A 16,356-nucleotide genomic window follows, 5' to 3' on the forward strand; every position below is an offset into this window, starting at 1 on the left:
CTAGAAAATGGCACACAATACAACACATGATCATCATCAGGATGCAGGCACCAAAAGAATTTGGTCTGTATTTATCATCTTGTCTGTTATCACCACGGTAGAAGTTATTCTTGGGATTATCAAACCAGAATTTTTGGTGGATAACCATCTGGTAAATATGTCTATCCTTAACTGGATATTCATTATCCTTACCCTTTATAAAGCTTACTATATCGTCTGGGCATTTATGCACCTGGAGCATGAAAAGAAATGGCTGCGAAGGGTGATTGTATGGACCGCAATATTCCTGGTAATTTATCTTATTTTTATCCTTCTTAACGAGGGCTACTATATCTACCAGGTCTACCAGAAAGGCTATATAGAATGGGACTTTTAAAAAGTTAAATCCTTTAGAAAAGACGGTTTTTAAAAGCCGTCTTTTTATTTTTGCACAGCTTTTGTGAAGAATCTTCCTATGAAAAAGTTTTTTGTACTTGGTGTGCTTTTTGCCTTGCCCATTGTTGCTTACCTCTTTTTTTCTTCCGGCATAAATCATTTTGCGAAACTACCGGTCCTTAATGAAGAGGTGCAGGATCTTCAAGGCTTGGAAACCCTGGATGGCAATCCGGTTACTTTTGAAGATCACATTAGTATCCTGGCCTTTTTTGGAAACGATCTTCAAAAAATAAGAGGAAATACTTTTAATCTGGATCAGAAAATACTGGAAAAATATTATGATTTTGAGGATTTTCAGTTTGTAATTGTTTTGCCTGAAGAAGCCAAAGAGCAGGTGGAGGATTTTGTAGAGCAGTTTTCAGGCATTAGCCATTCCAATAAATGGCGGTTTGTTTTTGCTTCTCCTGAAAAAATTCAGTCTGTCTTCAACAGCATAGGATCCCCTCATAAACTGGATGCAGATTATTTTTCCCCTTATGTGTATATCATAGATAAAGAAGCCAGCCTTCGCGGAAGGGATGATGATGAAGACCATGGAACATTGTATGGTTACGATTCTGCGTCAGTGGCAGAGCTTAGCAATAAAATGAATGATGATGTGAAGGTTATTCTGGCTGAATACCGGCTGGAATTAAAAAAATACAAGGCTAAGAGATAATTTAATAATTATGAATAAGAACTATTCTTATATAGGAATTTCACTGATAATATTAGTTTTTGGAATTATTTTTATTCCGAAGATAATAGACCGTGTAAACAATGAAGAAGTGGTTTCTTCAGACCGGCTAAACCGCAAGACCGAAAAAACCTCGCGGGATTCTTCTGAAGAGCTTGCGTACGTGGTTATGAACGGTAAAAAAAGAAAGGCCCCGCAGTTTAAGCTGGTAGATCAGGATGGAGATACCATTACCAATAAAGATTACCAAGGGAAAGTATATGTGGCCGAATTCTTCTTTACCACCTGCCCTAGTATATGCCCAATCATGAACAGAAATCTTATTGAAGTTGAAGAGGAATTTGAAGGTAATGATGAGTTTGGCATCGCTTCTTTTACCATAGATCCCGCTCATGATACGCCACAGGTGCTTAAACAATATGCTAAAGATCATGAAATTACAGATCCAGACTGGCATTTTCTAACCGGCGACAGGAATGATATTTATGGCCTTGCCAATGGTGGGTTCAATATATATGCGGGTGAAGATGATGCTGTGCCAGGAGGATTTGCACACTCCGGGATGTTTGCGCTTGTAGATCAGGAGGGGTATATACGTTCAAGAAATGACAAATTCGGAAATCCTATAATCTATTACAGGGGTTCTGTGCCGCGCAATACTTCCATAACTGAAGGCGAGCAGGAACCACAGGTGAATTTATTAATAGAAGACATTAAAAAACTACTGTGAGAGCTTTAACAAAATCAGATAAAATTGCCGTTCCGGTAATCATCAGCCTTTCTATTCTGGTGCCTGTAATCGTGCTAATACTAATGTTGTTGCCGGAGCGTTATAACATTTTTGGAACACAGTCAGGAACCTTTCCGTTGTTCCATGCGGCGCTAAATGGTTCTACCGCTGTCTTGCTCATGCTGGGTTATTTTTTTATGACTATAAAAGAATACCGCCTGCACAGGAACATCATGATTACCGCTTTTTCGCTTTCAGCCGTGTTCCTTATAAGTTATGTTCTTTCAAAAATAAGTAACGATCCTGTGCCTTATGGCGGCGAAGGGGCTATGAGGTATATTTACTTTTTTATTCTTATTACCCATATTGTATTATCAGCTATTATTGTACCACTGGTGTTGTTTACGATGTACCGTGGCCTTACGGGAGAATATTATAAGCACGCTAAAATTGCAAGGTGGACTTTTCCCATTTGGTTTTATGTTGCTGTAACAGGGGTACTGGTTTATATATTTATGCTGCCCTATTATTAATTTCTGCGGAAGTAGTTTTTAGGATCTGTTTATTAAATTTGTAGTATGATGATGAAATTGAAAAATATATTGCTATTGTGCCTGTTAACGCTGATGCCTCTTTTTGCTGAAGCCCAGTGTGCAATGTGCCGTGCGGTACTGGAAAGCGAAACAGATCAAAGCGCCGCCAAAGGTATTAATGACGGCATCCTGTACCTTATGATTTTTCCTTACCTGCTTATTGGTGGCGTGGGTTATTTTATCTACCGGTCCAGGAAAAAACGCAGCTCTTCATAAACTTACTTCCCCCCTGATTTTGGACCGGCATTAATAGAGGTTATTGTTTCTTAGGGGTACTCCTACTTTTAAAACTACCGTATTATAAAATTTAAAATTTTATAGTTTGTAGCAGTTTGGTGTAACTTTTTGCTTTTTTAGGAGTCTTATAATTGCGAAACAGGAAAATCCTGTCACAACTACAATTTCTGGCCGCCATGATTGAAATTCAGGATCTACACAAGTCTTACAAAATGGGACACAATTCCCTGCACGTTCTTAAAGGAATAAACTTTAGCGTGAAAGAAGGAGAGTTGGTTTCTATTATGGGTTCATCCGGCTCGGGTAAATCTACTTTACTGAATATTTTGGGAATGCTGGACGAGGCAGACAGTGGTTCTTATACGCTGGATGGCCTTCCTATAAAAAACCTGAATGAAAAAATTGCGGCGCGCTACCGTAATAAATTTCTAGGATTTATTTTTCAGTCGTTCAACCTTATTTCCTATAAAAGCGCTTTAGATAATGTTGCCCTTCCGCTTTATTATCAGGGAGTAAAAAGAGCTGAACGTATAGATAAAGCCATGGCTTATCTTGAAAAAGTGGGTCTTGCCAATTGGGCCGGCCATTTGCCAAATGAGCTTTCCGGAGGGCAAAAACAAAGGGTGGCCATAGCAAGGGCGCTTGCCAGTGATCCAAAAGTTCTCCTGGCCGATGAACCTACCGGAGCGCTGGATACCAAAACTTCTTATGAAGTTATGGACCTTATCCAGGGAATTAATGATGAGGGAAGAACAATTCTTGTGGTTACCCACGAGCCCGATATCGCCCACATGACCAAAAGAATTGTAAATCTTAAAGACGGGTTGATAATTGATGATACAAAGGTGGAACAGGTAAGAGCACTCAGCAATGTTTGATATCGAAAGATGGCAGGAGATATTTGAAACCATCAGCAAAAACAAGCTGAGGACGTTTTTAACGGGAGTCTCTGTGGCTTCCGGAATATTTATTCTTGTAGTTTTACTTGGGATTGGGAAAGGCATGCAGAATGGGATTTCCAATGAATTTGAGAATGATGCCAGCAATATCCTTTACATCTGGACTGGGGTAACTTCCAAGGAATATAAAGGGCTCAATCCGGGGCGTAGAATTACCATGCATAATGAAGATTATAATACCACTGTGGCCAATCATAAAGATGAGCTGGAATTTAAATCCTCCATTTACAGGATCTGGAATGGCTCTGTTACCTACAAAAAAGAAACAGGATCTTACCGTGTAGAAGGTGTACTCCCGGATTATCAGTTTCTTGAAAATGCCAGTATGGTACAAGGGCGGTATCTTAATGAACAGGACATAAATTCTATCGAAAAATATGTGGTTATTGGGAATAAAGTAAAAACAGATCTTTTTAAGAACGGGCTGGATCCTGTGGGCAAATATGTGCAGGTTTCCGGGATTAATTTTAAAGTTATAGGAGTCTTTTCCGATCCCGGGGGAGAGAGGGAGGAATCCCGGGTTTTTATGCCCCTCCCTACGGCACAAAGAGTTTTTGGCGGTTACGATGAACTGCAGAACTTATCTTTTACTCTTCAAAAGGAAGATAATTTTGAAGCTGCTCTTGCTGCTTCCCAACGATTCTCGGCAGAGCTGGAAAGTTTTTTAAAGGATAAATATAGCATTGCTCCAGATGATAATAGCGCGGTTACGGTAAACAACTCCCTGGAAAACGCCAAACGCTTTTTTGATCTCATGAACATGATCCGGTTGTTCTTTTGGGGGGTGGGAATTTGTACTATTGTAGCCGGGGTGGTGGGAGTTAGTAATATTATGCTGATTATTGTGAAAGAAAGGACCAAAGAGATTGGAGTGCGCAAAGCTCTTGGAGCACAGCCCATTTCAATTATTGGAATGGTTCTTCATGAATCTATTTTTGTAACCACTATCGCCGGGTTTATTGGGCTTATAAGCAGTCTTGCATTGCTGGAATTTGTGGGGCCGTTAATAGAAACTCAATATATAAGCAACCCTTCGGTGAATTTTAATGTGGCCCTTTCCACGGTTTTTATTCTGATTGTTGCGGGAGCTCTGGCAGGATTTTTTCCGGCCAGGCGGGCAGCCAAAATTAAACCCATCATTGCTTTAAGAGACGAATAATATGTTTAGCAGGGATAAATGGAGTGAAATAATTGAAGCTTTGAGTTCTAACTGGTTTAGGACTATACTTACCGCTTTTGGAGTGCTGTGGGGAATCTTTATCCTGGTAATCCTGCTGGCGGCAGGGAAAGGTTTGGAAAACGGGGTAAAGCAGGGCTTTGGTGGTATGGCCACCAACAGCATGTTTATGTGGAGCCGCACAGCTTCCAGGCCTTATAAGGGTATGCCTAAAGGAAGGCAGTACAACTTTAAGAATAGTGATGTGGCTGCGTTAAAACAAAATGTTCCGAACCTGCGCTATGTTTCCCCCCGCAATCAATTAGGGGGTTTTGGGGGTGCCAATAATGTGGTGAGAGGTTTAAATACAGGTGCATTTAATGTGTATGGCGATTACCCCGATATCATCAACCAGGATCCTATGGATATTACCTCCGGCAGATTCATAAATTATTCCGATATAGAAGAGAAGCGAAAAGTCGCCATTATAGGCGAAGGGGTGCGCAAGGAATTATATGAGATTGGCGAAGAAGTAATAGGAACTTATATAAAAATTAACGGGGTAAACTTTATGGTGGTGGGCACCTATAAAACCAAAGGGAATAACAACGGTAATTCTGAAGAAGCCCAAAAGCAGATCTTTGTTCCTTTTACCGCCTTTTCCCAGGCTTTTAATATGGGGGAAACTGTGGGTTGGATGGCCATAACCGCTGAAGATGGTTCTTCTATAACTCAACTGAAACCCCAGGTTTTTGAGGTTATAAAATCCAGGCATACCATACATCCTGAAGATGACCGGGCTATAGGAAGTTTTGACCTGTTTGAAGAATACAGCAAAGTTAATGGCCTATTTATAGCTCTTAAAGGTGTGGCTTATTTTGTTGGGATCCTCGTACTGCTTTCCGGGGTGATTGGTATTAGCAACATAATGCTAATTGTAGTAAAAGAACGCACGAATGAAATTGGGGTGCGGCGAGCTCTTGGTGCCACCCCGTGGATGATAAGGGGGCAAATCCTAATGGAATCTGTATTTCTTACCCTTATTTCGGGAATGGCGGGGATTGCCCTGGCTACTTCTATTATCGCCATTATAAACATGCAATTGGAAGGTGTGGATACTTCAGAAATGATGTTTGCCAATCCAACGGTAAACCTTGGCGTGGTTTTTATTGCTCTGGCAATTTTGGTCATTTCAGGATTACTGGCTGGGCTAATTCCGGCGCAAAACGCTATAAAAGTACAACCTGTAGACGCATTAAGAACAGAATAAAAGAAGAACAAAATAACGATCAAAAAATGAAAAAAGTTTTCACCATCATCATTTTAGCAGTAATAGCGGTTAGTTTCGTGGGCGCGCTGTACTATCTTTATCAAAAAAATCAGGAAGACCCCGTAACTTATGAGACCGAGACTCCTTCAGAGCAAACTATAGTGAAAAAAACGGTGGCAACCGGTAGTATTGTTCCGAAGGAAGAAGTTTTAATAAAGCCTAATATTTCAGGAATTATAGATGAAATTTATATAGAAGCCGGGCAAAAAATAAAATCTGGCGACCTTATTGCAAAAATACGGGTAATTCCAAACGTATCTTCTCTTCAAAGTGCAAAAGACCAGGTAGCCACCGCCAGGATAAACCTGGATAATGAAAAGCAGAATTATGATCGCCAGAAGGCACTTTTTGATAAAGGAGTAATTTCTGAAAATGATTACCAGAATGCAGAAGTAGCCTATAAGAGAGCGCAACAATCTTATAAGTCTGCCGAGCAGAATTATGAAATTATAAAAACCGGTACCACAAGCGGAATAGGTACAGCAGCCAACACTTTAATAAGGTCTACTGTAGATGGAATGGTGCTGGATGTGCCGGTGAAAACAGGAAACCAGGTGATAGAAAGCAACAACTTTAATGATGGCACTACCATCGCCACCCTGGCAGATGTGGATAAAATGATTTTTGAAGGCAAGGTTGATGAAAGTGAAGTAGGGAAGATCAAGGAAGGCTTGCCGCTGGAAATAACTGTTGGCGCTATAGAGAATAAATCTTTTGATGCGGTGCTGGATTATATCGCTCCAAAAGGTGTTGAAGAGAACGGTGCCATCCAGTTTGATATTAAAGGTAGTCTGCAAAAGGCAGATTCTACCTTTATTCGTGCAGGATTAAGCGCCAACGCTTCTATTATTCTTGCCAGGGCAGATAGTGTACTGGCTATTAAAGAGGCGCTCGTTCAGTTTGATCCTAAAACCCAGCAGCCTTATGTGGAAGTAGAGACAGGAGAGCAGCAGTTTGAGCGTAAAGACCTGGAACTGGGAGTGAGCGATGGAATAAATGTAGAGGTTAAGAATGGCATTAACAGGGATGCTAAAATTAAAGTCTGGAACCAGTTAAAACCTGCCCAGGCATTTACTTCTAATTAAGACAGCATAAGGTGTAACATCCTTAATGTTTAAAAGACATATCTTTCACAACCAATATTATGAATAAATTTAACTTTTTAGCCTTTCTTCTTTTTGTAAGCGTTCTTGCCAATGCCCAGGAGAAGAAGTGGACCTTGCAGGAATGTGTAAACAGGGCGCTGGAAAAGAATATTTCCGTAAAACAAACCGAACTGGATCTGGAAGCGGCAAAAATAGCCCGCCTGGATGCCCTGGGAAATCTTATCCCAAATGTGAATGCCTCTGCAAGTAACTCCTGGAATACCGGTTTAACCACAAATGTTACCACAGGTATCCTGCAAACTCAAACTACAAGAAACTTTTCTGCGGGAGTAACTGCCAGTCTCACTTTGTTTGACGGGCTGCGTAATTTTAAGCAGTTGCAAAGGGCAAAACTTTCACGGCTTGCTGCAGAATATTCCCTGGACCAAATGGAGGACGATATCACTCTTAGGGTGGCCGATACTTATCTTCAGGTGCTGTTTAACAAACAAACCCTTGATGTGCTGAAATCTCAGAATGAGGTAACCCGGGAACAAATCCAGAGAACGCGGGAGTTGGTAGACGCCGGTTCGGTGCCCAGGGGAGACCTGCTGGAGATCCTTGCCACCAATGCAGATGAGCAGCAACAAATAATTATTGCCCGTAACAATGTGAAAATTTCACTTATAAGCCTTGCACAGATGTTGCTGATTAAGGACTACGAGACTTTTGATATTGTTGAAAGAGATTACGATATATTAGGAACTGAAATCCTGGATAATTCGGTTTATGAGGTTATCGATATGGCTAAGGAAGAACGTTCAGAAATAAAAATAGCCGAAGCCAATCGCGACCTGGCAGAAAAAGATGTGGAAATAGCCAGAGGAGCCTATCTGCCAAGCTTTGGAGGCTTTTTTAACTACAATACCCGGGAATCAGGAGCAGGAAGAATTACAGGAATAGAGGTAGATTCAGATAATCCCACCCGTGAGATTGGCGTGGTGGAAGCAACGGGAGATGTGGTGGTAACTCCAAATACTGTTAGTACTCTTGGTAATCCGCTACCATTTTTTGAACAGTTACAGCGCAATGACGGGGTGAGTTACGGTGTGCAGCTTAATATCCCAATCTTTAACGGATGGGCTACGCGTAATCAGGTGAAGAGAAGTGAGATTGATGTTAAAAGGGCTAATTTTCAGCTGGAGCAGGCAGAATTAGACCTGGAGGCCAATGTGTACCAGGCCTATGTAGACGCACAGGGTGCCAAAGAAGCTTACGAAGCGGCACTGGTTGCTGTTGAAGCCCAGGAGCAGGCTTATGAATATGCTACCCAGCGTTATGAAGTGGGGCTAAGCAATGCCCTGGATTTTAGCCAGGCCAAGTTAAGGTACGAGAATTCTGTAAGAGAAGTTTTAAGAGCTAAATACGATTATATTTTCAATATAAAGGTTCTGGAATTATATTTTGGCGTCCCTGTTTCGGAACTTAAATTTTAAGAAATGAAAAAAAAGACACTTTACATTATAATAGGAGTTGTAGTTGCCCTAATAATAATCCTTATAATAGGGAAAAAAGCCGGCTGGTTTGGGAAATCGGGTAATTTTAAACAGGTTGAAATTACTACCGTAGAGCCCATAGATATAACTGAAACCGTTTCGGCTACAGGAAAAATTCAGCCGGAAGTAGAGGTGAAACTTTCTTCTGAAGTTTCCGGGGAAATTATTGAATTGCCCGTGGTAGAAGGGCAAACCGTGGAAAAAGGGGATCTCCTGGTTAGGGTAAACCCAGATATTTATCAGTCCAGCGTACAACGTGCAAGGGCAAGCCTTCAGAATATGAAAGCGAATTACGCCCAAACCCAGGCCAATTTAAAACAGGCCAAAGCCGATTATGAGCGCAATAAAACCCTTTTTGAAAAAGGGGTGATCTCAAAGGCGGAATGGGACCAGATTGTTTCTAATTATGAAATGGCCGAAGCCAGCAAAGAATCTGCCTATTACAATATGCAAAGCTCTGCCGCCACAGTGACCGAGGCAGAAGATAACCTTAGCAGGACCAACATTTATGCGCCTATGACGGGTACCATTTCCAAACTGGATGCCGAGCTTGGCGAAAGGGTTGTGGGGACCCAACAAATGGCGGGTACGGAGATTTTACGGGTGGCTAATTTGTCTAATATGGAAGTTGAGGTAGATGTAAATGAAAATGATATTGTAAAAGTTTCAGTGGGAGATTCTACCATTGTTGAAGTGGATGCTTACCTGGGCAAACAATTTAAAGGCCTGGTGACCGAAATTTCCAATTCGGCAGATTCAGATTTAACTACAGACCAGGTGACCAATTTTAAGGTTAAGGTGCGTATCCTGGAAGAATCTTACGAAGATCTTCTGGAAGGAAAGCCGGAAAGCTACAGTCCTTTTAGGCCGGGAATGACGGCTACTGTGGATATTATTACCAACAAGAAGGAAAATGTAATTGGAGTGCCCATTAGTGCCATTGTAATAAAATCTGATACTACTGGGGCGAGTCCTGCCGGGGTGGCCTCTTCCGGAGAGAAGTTTGAAGCTGTTTTTCTTAAAGACGGAGATGAGGCACGTTTACAACCTGTGGAAACCGGTATTCAAAATGATGCCAGTATAGAGATCACTGATGGCCTTAAAGCTGGTGATGTGGTAATAACCGGCCCTTACAATACGGTTACCAGAAGCCTGAAGGCCGGGGATAAGGTAGAGGTACAGGGAGGAGAAGGAGCACTGGCAACCGAATAAAAATCTAAAGTTTTGGCGTTAATACTTTGTTTGGAAACAGCATCTACAAATTGCTCTGTGGCACTTGCCAAAGATGGGGCATTGCTGGATATGAAGGAGGATAATGATAAAAATTATTCCCATGCGGAGAGACTTCATGTTTTTATCGATGAGGTTCTGAGAGAAAATCACCTGAAACCCGAAAATCTGGACGCGGTGGCTATAAGCAAAGGCCCGGGTTCTTATACGGGGCTTAGAATTGGTGTTTCTGCGGCAAAGGGTCTAAGTTTTTCTCTGGATATCCCGCTTATTTCCATTCCCACTTTGTATTCGCTTGCCCTTCAGGAGAAAGATGGCTGTGAATTTATAATTCCTATGCTGGATGCCAGAAGAATGGAAGTATATTCGGCCGTTTTTAATAAGCATCACGAACAAATAAGGGAAACCAGGGCGCAGGTACTGGAGGAAAATTCTTTTTCAGAATATCTGGAAAAAGGAACGGTGAATTTTATTGGCAGCGGGGTGGAGAAATTTGAAAAAATCTGTTCTCATCCTAATGCAAAATTTAATCACAGCCTGCCTTCTGCCCGGGAAGTGGCGATTGTCGCAGAGGCTAAATATCAAAAAAGCGACACCGAAGATGTCGCTTATTTTGAACCTTATTATTTAAAAGATTTTATAGCCGGCTAATAAACCGGCTTTTTACTGATTTATTATTTATCGAGGGGTTTGGGTTCCTTTTCTTTTTCAACCGTGCCCTTCATTTTAGTCTGGTCGTAAAGGTAAACATCGCGCTGCGGATAAGGAATCGTCATTCCGGCGGCTTCTAATCTTATTTTCCCTTCTTCTATCATATACCAGTGGATATCCCAGAACACGCTGTTAGGCGCAAAATACCTCACAAACAGGTTTACCGAATTGTCTCCCAGTTCCCCTACAAGAATTTGTGGAGCGGGATCTTCCAGGATATCTTTCTGTTCTTTCACAAGATTTTCAAGCACCTCCTTGGCCAATTTTATATCATCGTCGTACGAAATTCCAAATGTGAGGTTTTCTCTTCTGGTCTCGTTATGGCTGTAATTGGTGATATTGTCATTGCTTAATTCCCCGTTAGGTATTACCACACGCTGGTTTCCAAAGGTGTTAATTTTAGTGTAGAAAAGGGAAATTTCCACCACGCTGCCGGAGACGCCCTGGGCTTCTATCCAGTCTCCAATCTTAAAGGGCTTTAGCATAATAATCAAAACACCACCAGCGAAGTTAGACAGTGATCCCTGCAGGGCCAGGCCAATTGCCAGGCCTGCGGCACCAATAGCGGCTACAAGAGAAGTGGTTTCTATCCCCAGCTGGGAAATTACCAGTACAAAAAGCAGGATTTTTAGGCCCCAGTTAAGCAGGCTTACAATAAAGTTTTCCAGGGCCGGGTCGTAATTGCGGGTATCCGCGATTTTCTTGATGTACTTAATAATAATTTTGATGATCCATAGGCCAATAACCAGCAGCAGGATCGCCGCAATAAGATCGGGTAAAAAGTCTATGAATTTCTGGGTGTATTCTTTGGCATACCTTTCCCAGTCATTAAATTGCTCCATTGTTTTAGTAGATTTTTTTACAAAAGGAATATATTATAGAGAGAAACGGGAATTTTTAATGTTAATATTTGTTAAGATCGTTTAATGCTTTCTATAGAGTCTTCTACAGATGTTAACGGTAGCTCACATTTTCCTGCAGAACATACATAGATCAAGTTTTTTTCAGCATTAAAGCGCTCGCGGAGTAGTGGAAGTTCTGATGTTTTTGTGGCACCTGAAATAAGAATATTCGGGAAGTAAAAGCTGCCAGTTTTTTGGTTGAGTTCCATGGCACCTTCTCCCATTATAATCATTTCATAAAAGGGATGAGTATAATTCATCATAAGAATGAGCCAGTTGGAATAACCGCGGGGATAGTTTTTTATTTGCTCCTGAACGCCGTGCAGCATTTTTTCTGAAGTATCCCGGTACTTTTCCTTTGAAAAATGCCTGTATAAGATGAAGAGGTTATTGGCCATAACAGAATTTGAAGCAGGGATTACATTATCGGTGTACTCAATATTCCGGGTAACCAGCGGCCTGTCTTTTTCCGAAGTAAAAAAGAAAAAACCGGAAGCTTTATCGTAATAATGGCTGAAGCAGAATTCAGTTAACTTATCTGCCTGTTGCAGCCATTTTTCTTCCAGGGTAATTTCGTGTAATTTAATAAATGCTTCAATAGTAAAAGCATAATCTTCAAGATAGCCATTAATCGTGCTTTTGCCGGCTTTGTAATTATGAAGAAGTTGCTGGCTGTTCTTCAGTTGGTTTTTCAAAATAAATTCAGCATTATTAAGAGCGTTTTCCAGATATCCGGGATTTTTAAATACCTTAAAAGCTTCGGCATAAGCTGAAATCATTAGCGCATTCCAGGAGGTGAGGCTTTTATCATCAAGACCGGGTTTAGCCCTTTGCTGTCGTTCCTTTTTTAGTAACTGGATCCAGTCACTTTGTTTTTCAATCAGCTCTTCTTCCGGGATTTTAAGTTCTGCAGCCAGTTGGCCTGTATCTTTAGTGCGTATAAGTACATATTTATTCCCTTCCCATTTCCCGTAGTCGTTGATATTGTAATATTCAGCAAAAAGGGGAAACTCATCCCCGAGAATGGCCATGAGTTCTTCTTTTTTCCAGACATAATAAGCTCCTTCTTCAGAATTGCCGTTTTCATTAATACTGTCTGCATCAAGCGCTGAATAAAAGGCACCCGAAACATCGGTAAGCTCCTCGCTTATAAAATTTAGGGTTTGATGAACAACCACCTCATACCATTCATTTTTGGTAAGTACATAGGCTTTGCTGTATAGGCTAACCAATTTTGCGTTATCATAAAGCATCTTTTCAAAATGCGGAACATGCCATTTTTCATCTACAGAATAACGGGAAAAGCCGCCTTCCAGGTGGTCGTAAATGCCTCCGTAAGACATTTTCCTAAGTGTAAGCTGTACATAATCCATCAATTCCCGGTTATCTTCCTGGTAGGCATAGCGCATTAAAAATTCGATACTGTTAGGCATCATAAACTTAGGTGCTCCTTTGGGCCCGCCGTTTTTAAGGTCGAAGTTTTTCTGCCAGTGTTCTACAATTTCTTTGAGGAAATTTCTATTGAATTCCGGATTTGACTCCGGAACCTTTATTGCCTGCAGCTGCTGAAGCCCTTCTTCCAAACGGCCGGCATATTCCAGGAGTTGCTCCGGTTTCTCCTTATATAGTCTTGCTATTTGTAACAAAGCCTCTTTCCACTGTTCTTTTCTAAAATAAGTGCCTCCCCACACAGGGCGTCCATCGGGAAGTGCAACAATATTCATTGGCCAGCCTCCGCTGCCGGTCATTAGCTGTACAGCATTCATATACACCTGGTCCACATCTGGGCGTTCCTCACGATCTACCTTTATGTTGATGTAATGGCTGTTCATAATTTCGGCCACGGCCTCATCTTCAAAACTTTCATGCTCCATTACGTGGCACCAGTGGCAGGCAGAATATCCCACGCTTATCAACAGCAGTTTATGTTCCTCCTCTGCCGCGGCTAAAGAGTCGTTATTCCATGCTTTCCAGTTTACGGGATTGTGCGCGTGCTGCAAAAGATAGGGGCTGGTTTCCTTGCTTAATTCGTTAGTGTATTGAGGATTTTTTGAAGTCATATGTCCAGATATAAAAATGCTCCCAGATAAATGTTTATGTGGGAGCACTAAATTTACACTTCTTTTAATTAATCTACCTCAAAGGTAATTTTCACATTCACTCTGTAATCAACCAGATTTTCTCCTTCTACATTCGCGGTTTGTTCTTTAATATATACAGATTTGATGTTCTTAACGGACTTGGCAGCCTGTTTCACAGCGTTTTTCGCGGCTTCTTCCCAGCTTTTATCGGAATTTGCCATAACTTCAATTACTTTTAATACTGGCATAATCATATTTTTTATTGGTTAATAAATCTAAGGTTTTCAATAAGTTACAAATTATGATTTTGTTTGCTTGTTAAAGTTTTAATAACCTTTGAGAGAAGAAAGTTTGGTAAAAAAGATTGATTTTTGCTGGTTGAAAACTCAGTAGGTATATGGAGGATGTTTACATAGTAATGCTTGTGGCATTGTTGGCCCTTGCGATTACAGATCTTGTTGTTGGAGTAAGTAACGATGCAATAAATTTTCTAAATTCAGCAATAGGTTCCAAGGCTGTTTCCATGCGTACTATTTTTATAGTGGCCAGCCTGGGAGTGGCAGTGGGCGCCATATTTTCCAGCGGACTCATGGAAGTGGCCAGGAAAGGGATCTTTCTTCCGGGGCAGTTTTACTTTGAAGAAATAATGATCATTTTCATGGCAGTAATGATTACCGATGTGTTACTGCTGGACTTTTTTAATTCCCTTGGACTTCCTACTTCTACCACCGTTTCTATCGTTTTTGAGCTTTTAGGCGCAGCGGTTTGTATAGCGGCAATCAAAATTTTTAATGCCTCTGGTAATATTGGGGAACTTGCGGGATATATTAATACGGCCAAAGCAACAGAAATTATTCTCGGCATTTTTGTGGCGGTCTTCATTGCTTTCGTGGTGGGGGCGGTTGTGCAATATGTATCGCGGCTTATTTTTTCTTTTCAGTATGAAAAGAAGATAAAATATGTGGGCGCAATATTTGGAGGGGTTTCCCTTACGGCCATCCTGTTTTTTATCCTTATTAAAGGGCTTAACAGTGTCTCTTTTATTTCTGAAGCAACACTTAATTACATAAATCAAAATACCTTTTACATTGTATTGGGAGGTCTGGTTTTATTTACCCTGCTTTCCCAGCTTTTAATGAGTGTTTTTAAACTCAATATCCTGCGTATCATTATAGTAATTGGAACCTTTGCCCTGGCTCTTGCTTTTGCGGGGAATGACCTGGTGAATTTTATTGGAGTACCCATAGCCGCATGGCAGTCCTTTGAAATCTGGCAGGCGAGTTACCAGGCAACGGGAACGCTTCCTTCAGAATTACTAATGACAGGTCTTTCGGGAGAAGTGGCTACACCTTCTTTCCTTCTGGTCCTGGCCGGGGGGGTAATGGTGGCTACTATTTGGTTCTCCAGCAAAGCCAGGGCGGTTGTGGATACCGGGATTAACCTTGCCAGGCAGGGAGATGGGGTGGAACGGTTTGAGCCTAATTTTCTCTCCCGGAGTATTGTAAGGTATTCGGTAATTGTTGGAAACGCTTTTTCAGTTATTTTGCCAGCTCCGCTTAAACGAAAAATAGATACAAAATTTGATAAACCGGCCAGCCACAGCCGCAGTAAACGTATAGACGCCCCTGCTTTTGATATGGTAAGGGCTTCTGTAAACCTGGTGGTGGCCAGTGTCCTTATTTCTTTGGGTACCAGCCTAAAACTTCCATTATCTACCACCTACGTAACTTTTATGGTGGCTATGGGTACTTCGCTTTCAGACCGGGCATGGGATAGGGAAAGTGCGGTTTACAGGGTGGCTGGGGTTTTAAATGTTATTGGAGGATGGTTTGTGACAGCCCTGGTGGCATTTTCTGCGGCAGCTATTTTTGCGGCAATAATTTTTTACGGCGGAATCATTGCGCTTGCGGTACTTATAATTGTAGCCGTTGTACTGGTGGTAAGAAGCGGAATCTTGCATTCCAGGAGAACTAAGGAAGAACAGAGCAAAAAGCGTTACAACCGGGCCGATATCATCACCATTAATGAAATTACCGCGGAAACTTCAGAAAATATTTCCAGTGTGATTGGAGGAGTTAATAAGATGTTCACCAAAACAGTGGATAACCTGGGGTATCATGATTTAAGCAAGCTCAAAAAGAACAATAAAGCCATTAAAAAGCTGGAAGACGAGATTGATGAATTAAAAGGGAATATCTTTTACTTCATAAAATCTTTGGATGAGGATTCAGTAGAGGCCAGCAAATTCTACATTTTAATCCTGGATTACCTTCAGGATATGGTACAGTCTATAAGTTTTATTACGCGGAATAGTTATAACCATGTCCATAACAATCACAAAAATCTCAAATTTAACCAGATAAGAGACCTTAAGAAGGTGGACGAGAGAATGCAGGTATTATTTGATGATATTGAAGAGACCTTTAATAACCACGAATTTGGACAAATAGACCGCATACTTTCTGATAAGCAGGAATTGCTGGACTATGTTTCTGAATTAATCCAGAAGCAAATCAACCGCATCCGGACTTCAGAAACCAGCCCGAAGAATACTAAATTATATTTTGGCTTGCTGCTGGAAACCAAGGATCTTATTGGTTCTACCATGAGTTTGCTGCAGCTTTTCCAGGAATTTTATGCGGATGCAAAAAGCACTATTTAGCACTTTGGAAGCC

The 16,356-nt window shown here is 41.2% G+C and carries 16 protein-coding genes; 13 read left to right on the top strand and 3 right to left on the bottom strand.

The genetic code is table 11. The annotated features are described in order from the left end of the window. Positions 1-7: 7 nt before the first annotated feature. From AB8M93_RS11810 to tsaB, 12 genes are all read left to right on the top strand, one after another. The gene (locus AB8M93_RS11810) at positions 8-376 is read left to right on the top strand and encodes a cytochrome C oxidase subunit IV family protein (RefSeq protein WP_373057876.1); all 369 of its coding nucleotides are present in this window, start codon (positions 8-10) and stop codon (positions 374-376) included. Between the two features lie 78 nt (positions 377-454). Next, entirely contained in the window at positions 455-1,093 is a 639-nt protein-coding gene (locus AB8M93_RS11815) for a hypothetical protein (RefSeq protein ID WP_373057878.1), read from the top strand. Between the two features lie 10 nt (positions 1,094-1,103). Then, positions 1,104-1,841, top strand: coding sequence for an SCO family protein (locus tag AB8M93_RS11820; protein WP_373057880.1), 738 nt, complete (start codon positions 1,104-1,106; stop codon positions 1,839-1,841). Then, a complete protein-coding gene (locus AB8M93_RS11825; protein WP_373057882.1) occupies positions 1,838-2,374 on the top strand; it encodes a DUF420 domain-containing protein in 537 nt (178 codons plus the stop codon). The genes AB8M93_RS11820 and AB8M93_RS11825 overlap by 4 nt, the downstream gene beginning before the upstream one ends. Positions 2,375-2,425: 51 nt before the next feature. Beyond that, on the top strand, positions 2,426-2,650 hold the full coding sequence (locus tag AB8M93_RS11830) for a hypothetical protein (RefSeq protein ID WP_373057936.1): 225 nt from the start codon (positions 2,426-2,428) through the stop codon (positions 2,648-2,650). 197 nt (positions 2,651-2,847) lie between these two features. After that, on the top strand, positions 2,848-3,549 hold the full coding sequence (locus AB8M93_RS11835) for an ABC transporter ATP-binding protein (RefSeq protein ID WP_373057938.1): 702 nt from the start codon (positions 2,848-2,850) through the stop codon (positions 3,547-3,549). Next, positions 3,542-4,789: an ABC transporter permease gene (locus AB8M93_RS11840; RefSeq protein ID WP_373057884.1), complete on the top strand. Its 1,248-nt coding sequence runs from the start codon at positions 3,542-3,544 to the stop codon at positions 4,787-4,789. Before AB8M93_RS11835 ends, AB8M93_RS11840 begins: the two co-directional genes overlap by 8 nt. A 1-nt stretch (position 4,790) precedes the next feature. Next, positions 4,791-6,056 (top strand): ABC transporter permease, encoded by a 1,266-nt coding sequence (locus tag AB8M93_RS11845; protein WP_373057886.1) that lies wholly within the window; start codon positions 4,791-4,793, stop codon positions 6,054-6,056. Positions 6,057-6,082: 26 nt separating this feature from the next. Beyond that, positions 6,083-7,201: an efflux RND transporter periplasmic adaptor subunit gene (locus AB8M93_RS11850; protein WP_373057888.1), complete on the top strand. Its 1,119-nt coding sequence runs from the start codon at positions 6,083-6,085 to the stop codon at positions 7,199-7,201. A gap of 59 nt (positions 7,202-7,260) precedes the next feature. Then, entirely contained in the window at positions 7,261-8,697 is a 1,437-nt protein-coding gene (locus AB8M93_RS11855; protein WP_373057890.1) for a TolC family protein, read from the top strand. A 3-nt stretch (positions 8,698-8,700) separates the two neighbouring features. Beyond that, entirely contained in the window at positions 8,701-9,969 is a 1,269-nt protein-coding gene (locus tag AB8M93_RS11860; RefSeq protein ID WP_373057892.1) for an efflux RND transporter periplasmic adaptor subunit, read from the top strand. 12 nt (positions 9,970-9,981) lie between these two features. Then, a complete protein-coding gene (tsaB, locus tag AB8M93_RS11865) occupies positions 9,982-10,638 on the top strand; it encodes a tRNA (adenosine(37)-N6)-threonylcarbamoyltransferase complex dimerization subunit type 1 TsaB (protein WP_373057894.1) in 657 nt (218 codons plus the stop codon). Positions 10,639-10,661: 23 nt separating this feature from the next. Here the strand turns inward: tsaB and AB8M93_RS11870 are convergent, their stop codons facing one another. From AB8M93_RS11870 to AB8M93_RS11880, 3 genes are all read right to left on the bottom strand, one after another. After that, the gene (locus AB8M93_RS11870; RefSeq protein ID WP_373057896.1) at positions 10,662-11,540 is read right to left on the bottom strand and encodes a mechanosensitive ion channel family protein; all 879 of its coding nucleotides are present in this window, start codon (positions 11,538-11,540) and stop codon (positions 10,662-10,664) included. Between the two features lie 71 nt (positions 11,541-11,611). Beyond that, the gene (locus AB8M93_RS11875) at positions 11,612-13,660 is read right to left on the bottom strand and encodes a thioredoxin domain-containing protein (protein WP_373057898.1); all 2,049 of its coding nucleotides are present in this window, start codon (positions 13,658-13,660) and stop codon (positions 11,612-11,614) included. 68 nt (positions 13,661-13,728) lie between these two features. Further along, entirely contained in the window at positions 13,729-13,929 is a 201-nt protein-coding gene (locus tag AB8M93_RS11880) for a dodecin family protein (RefSeq protein ID WP_373057900.1), read from the bottom strand. 149 nt (positions 13,930-14,078) lie between these two features. Here AB8M93_RS11880 and AB8M93_RS11885 point away from each other — a divergent pair, with 149 nt between their 5' ends. After that, positions 14,079-16,343 carry an inorganic phosphate transporter gene (locus tag AB8M93_RS11885; protein WP_373057902.1) on the top strand — a complete coding sequence of 755 codons (2,265 nt, stop codon included), beginning with the start codon at positions 14,079-14,081 and terminating at the stop codon, positions 16,341-16,343. The last annotated feature ends 13 nt before the right edge of the window (positions 16,344-16,356 follow it).

Origin of the sequence: Autumnicola aciditolerans (assembly GCF_041679265.1) — a bacterium.
GTDB lineage: Bacteria > Bacteroidota > Bacteroidia > Flavobacteriales > Flavobacteriaceae > Autumnicola.

Bases quoted from the DNA above. Each gene is read 5' to 3' on its own strand.
- AB8M93_RS11840 (WP_373057884.1), top strand. From the start codon at position 3,542: ATGTTTGATATCGAAAGATGGCAGGAGATATTTGAAACCATCAGCAAA.
- AB8M93_RS11875 (WP_373057898.1), bottom strand. From the start codon at position 13,660: ATGACTTCAAAAAATCCTCAATACACTAACGAATTAAGCAAGGAAACC.
- AB8M93_RS11860 (WP_373057892.1), top strand. From the start codon at position 8,701: ATGAAAAAAAAGACACTTTACATTATAATAGGAGTTGTAGTTGCCCTA.
- AB8M93_RS11850 (WP_373057888.1), top strand. From the start codon at position 6,083: ATGAAAAAAGTTTTCACCATCATCATTTTAGCAGTAATAGCGGTTAGT.
- AB8M93_RS11830 (WP_373057936.1), top strand. From the start codon at position 2,426: ATGAAATTGAAAAATATATTGCTATTGTGCCTGTTAACGCTGATGCCT.
- AB8M93_RS11815 (WP_373057878.1), top strand. From the start codon at position 455: ATGAAAAAGTTTTTTGTACTTGGTGTGCTTTTTGCCTTGCCCATTGTT.
- AB8M93_RS11880 (WP_373057900.1), bottom strand. From the start codon at position 13,929: ATGCCAGTATTAAAAGTAATTGAAGTTATGGCAAATTCCGATAAAAGC.
- AB8M93_RS11845 (WP_373057886.1), top strand. From the start codon at position 4,791: ATGTTTAGCAGGGATAAATGGAGTGAAATAATTGAAGCTTTGAGTTCT.
- AB8M93_RS11870 (WP_373057896.1), bottom strand. From the start codon at position 11,540: ATGGAGCAATTTAATGACTGGGAAAGGTATGCCAAAGAATACACCCAG.
- AB8M93_RS11855 (WP_373057890.1), top strand. From the start codon at position 7,261: ATGAATAAATTTAACTTTTTAGCCTTTCTTCTTTTTGTAAGCGTTCTT.
- AB8M93_RS11885 (WP_373057902.1), top strand. From the start codon at position 14,079: ATGGAGGATGTTTACATAGTAATGCTTGTGGCATTGTTGGCCCTTGCG.
- AB8M93_RS11835 (WP_373057938.1), top strand. From the start codon at position 2,848: ATGATTGAAATTCAGGATCTACACAAGTCTTACAAAATGGGACACAAT.
- AB8M93_RS11810 (WP_373057876.1), top strand. From the start codon at position 8: ATGGCACACAATACAACACATGATCATCATCAGGATGCAGGCACCAAA.
- AB8M93_RS11820 (WP_373057880.1), top strand. From the start codon at position 1,104: ATGAATAAGAACTATTCTTATATAGGAATTTCACTGATAATATTAGTT.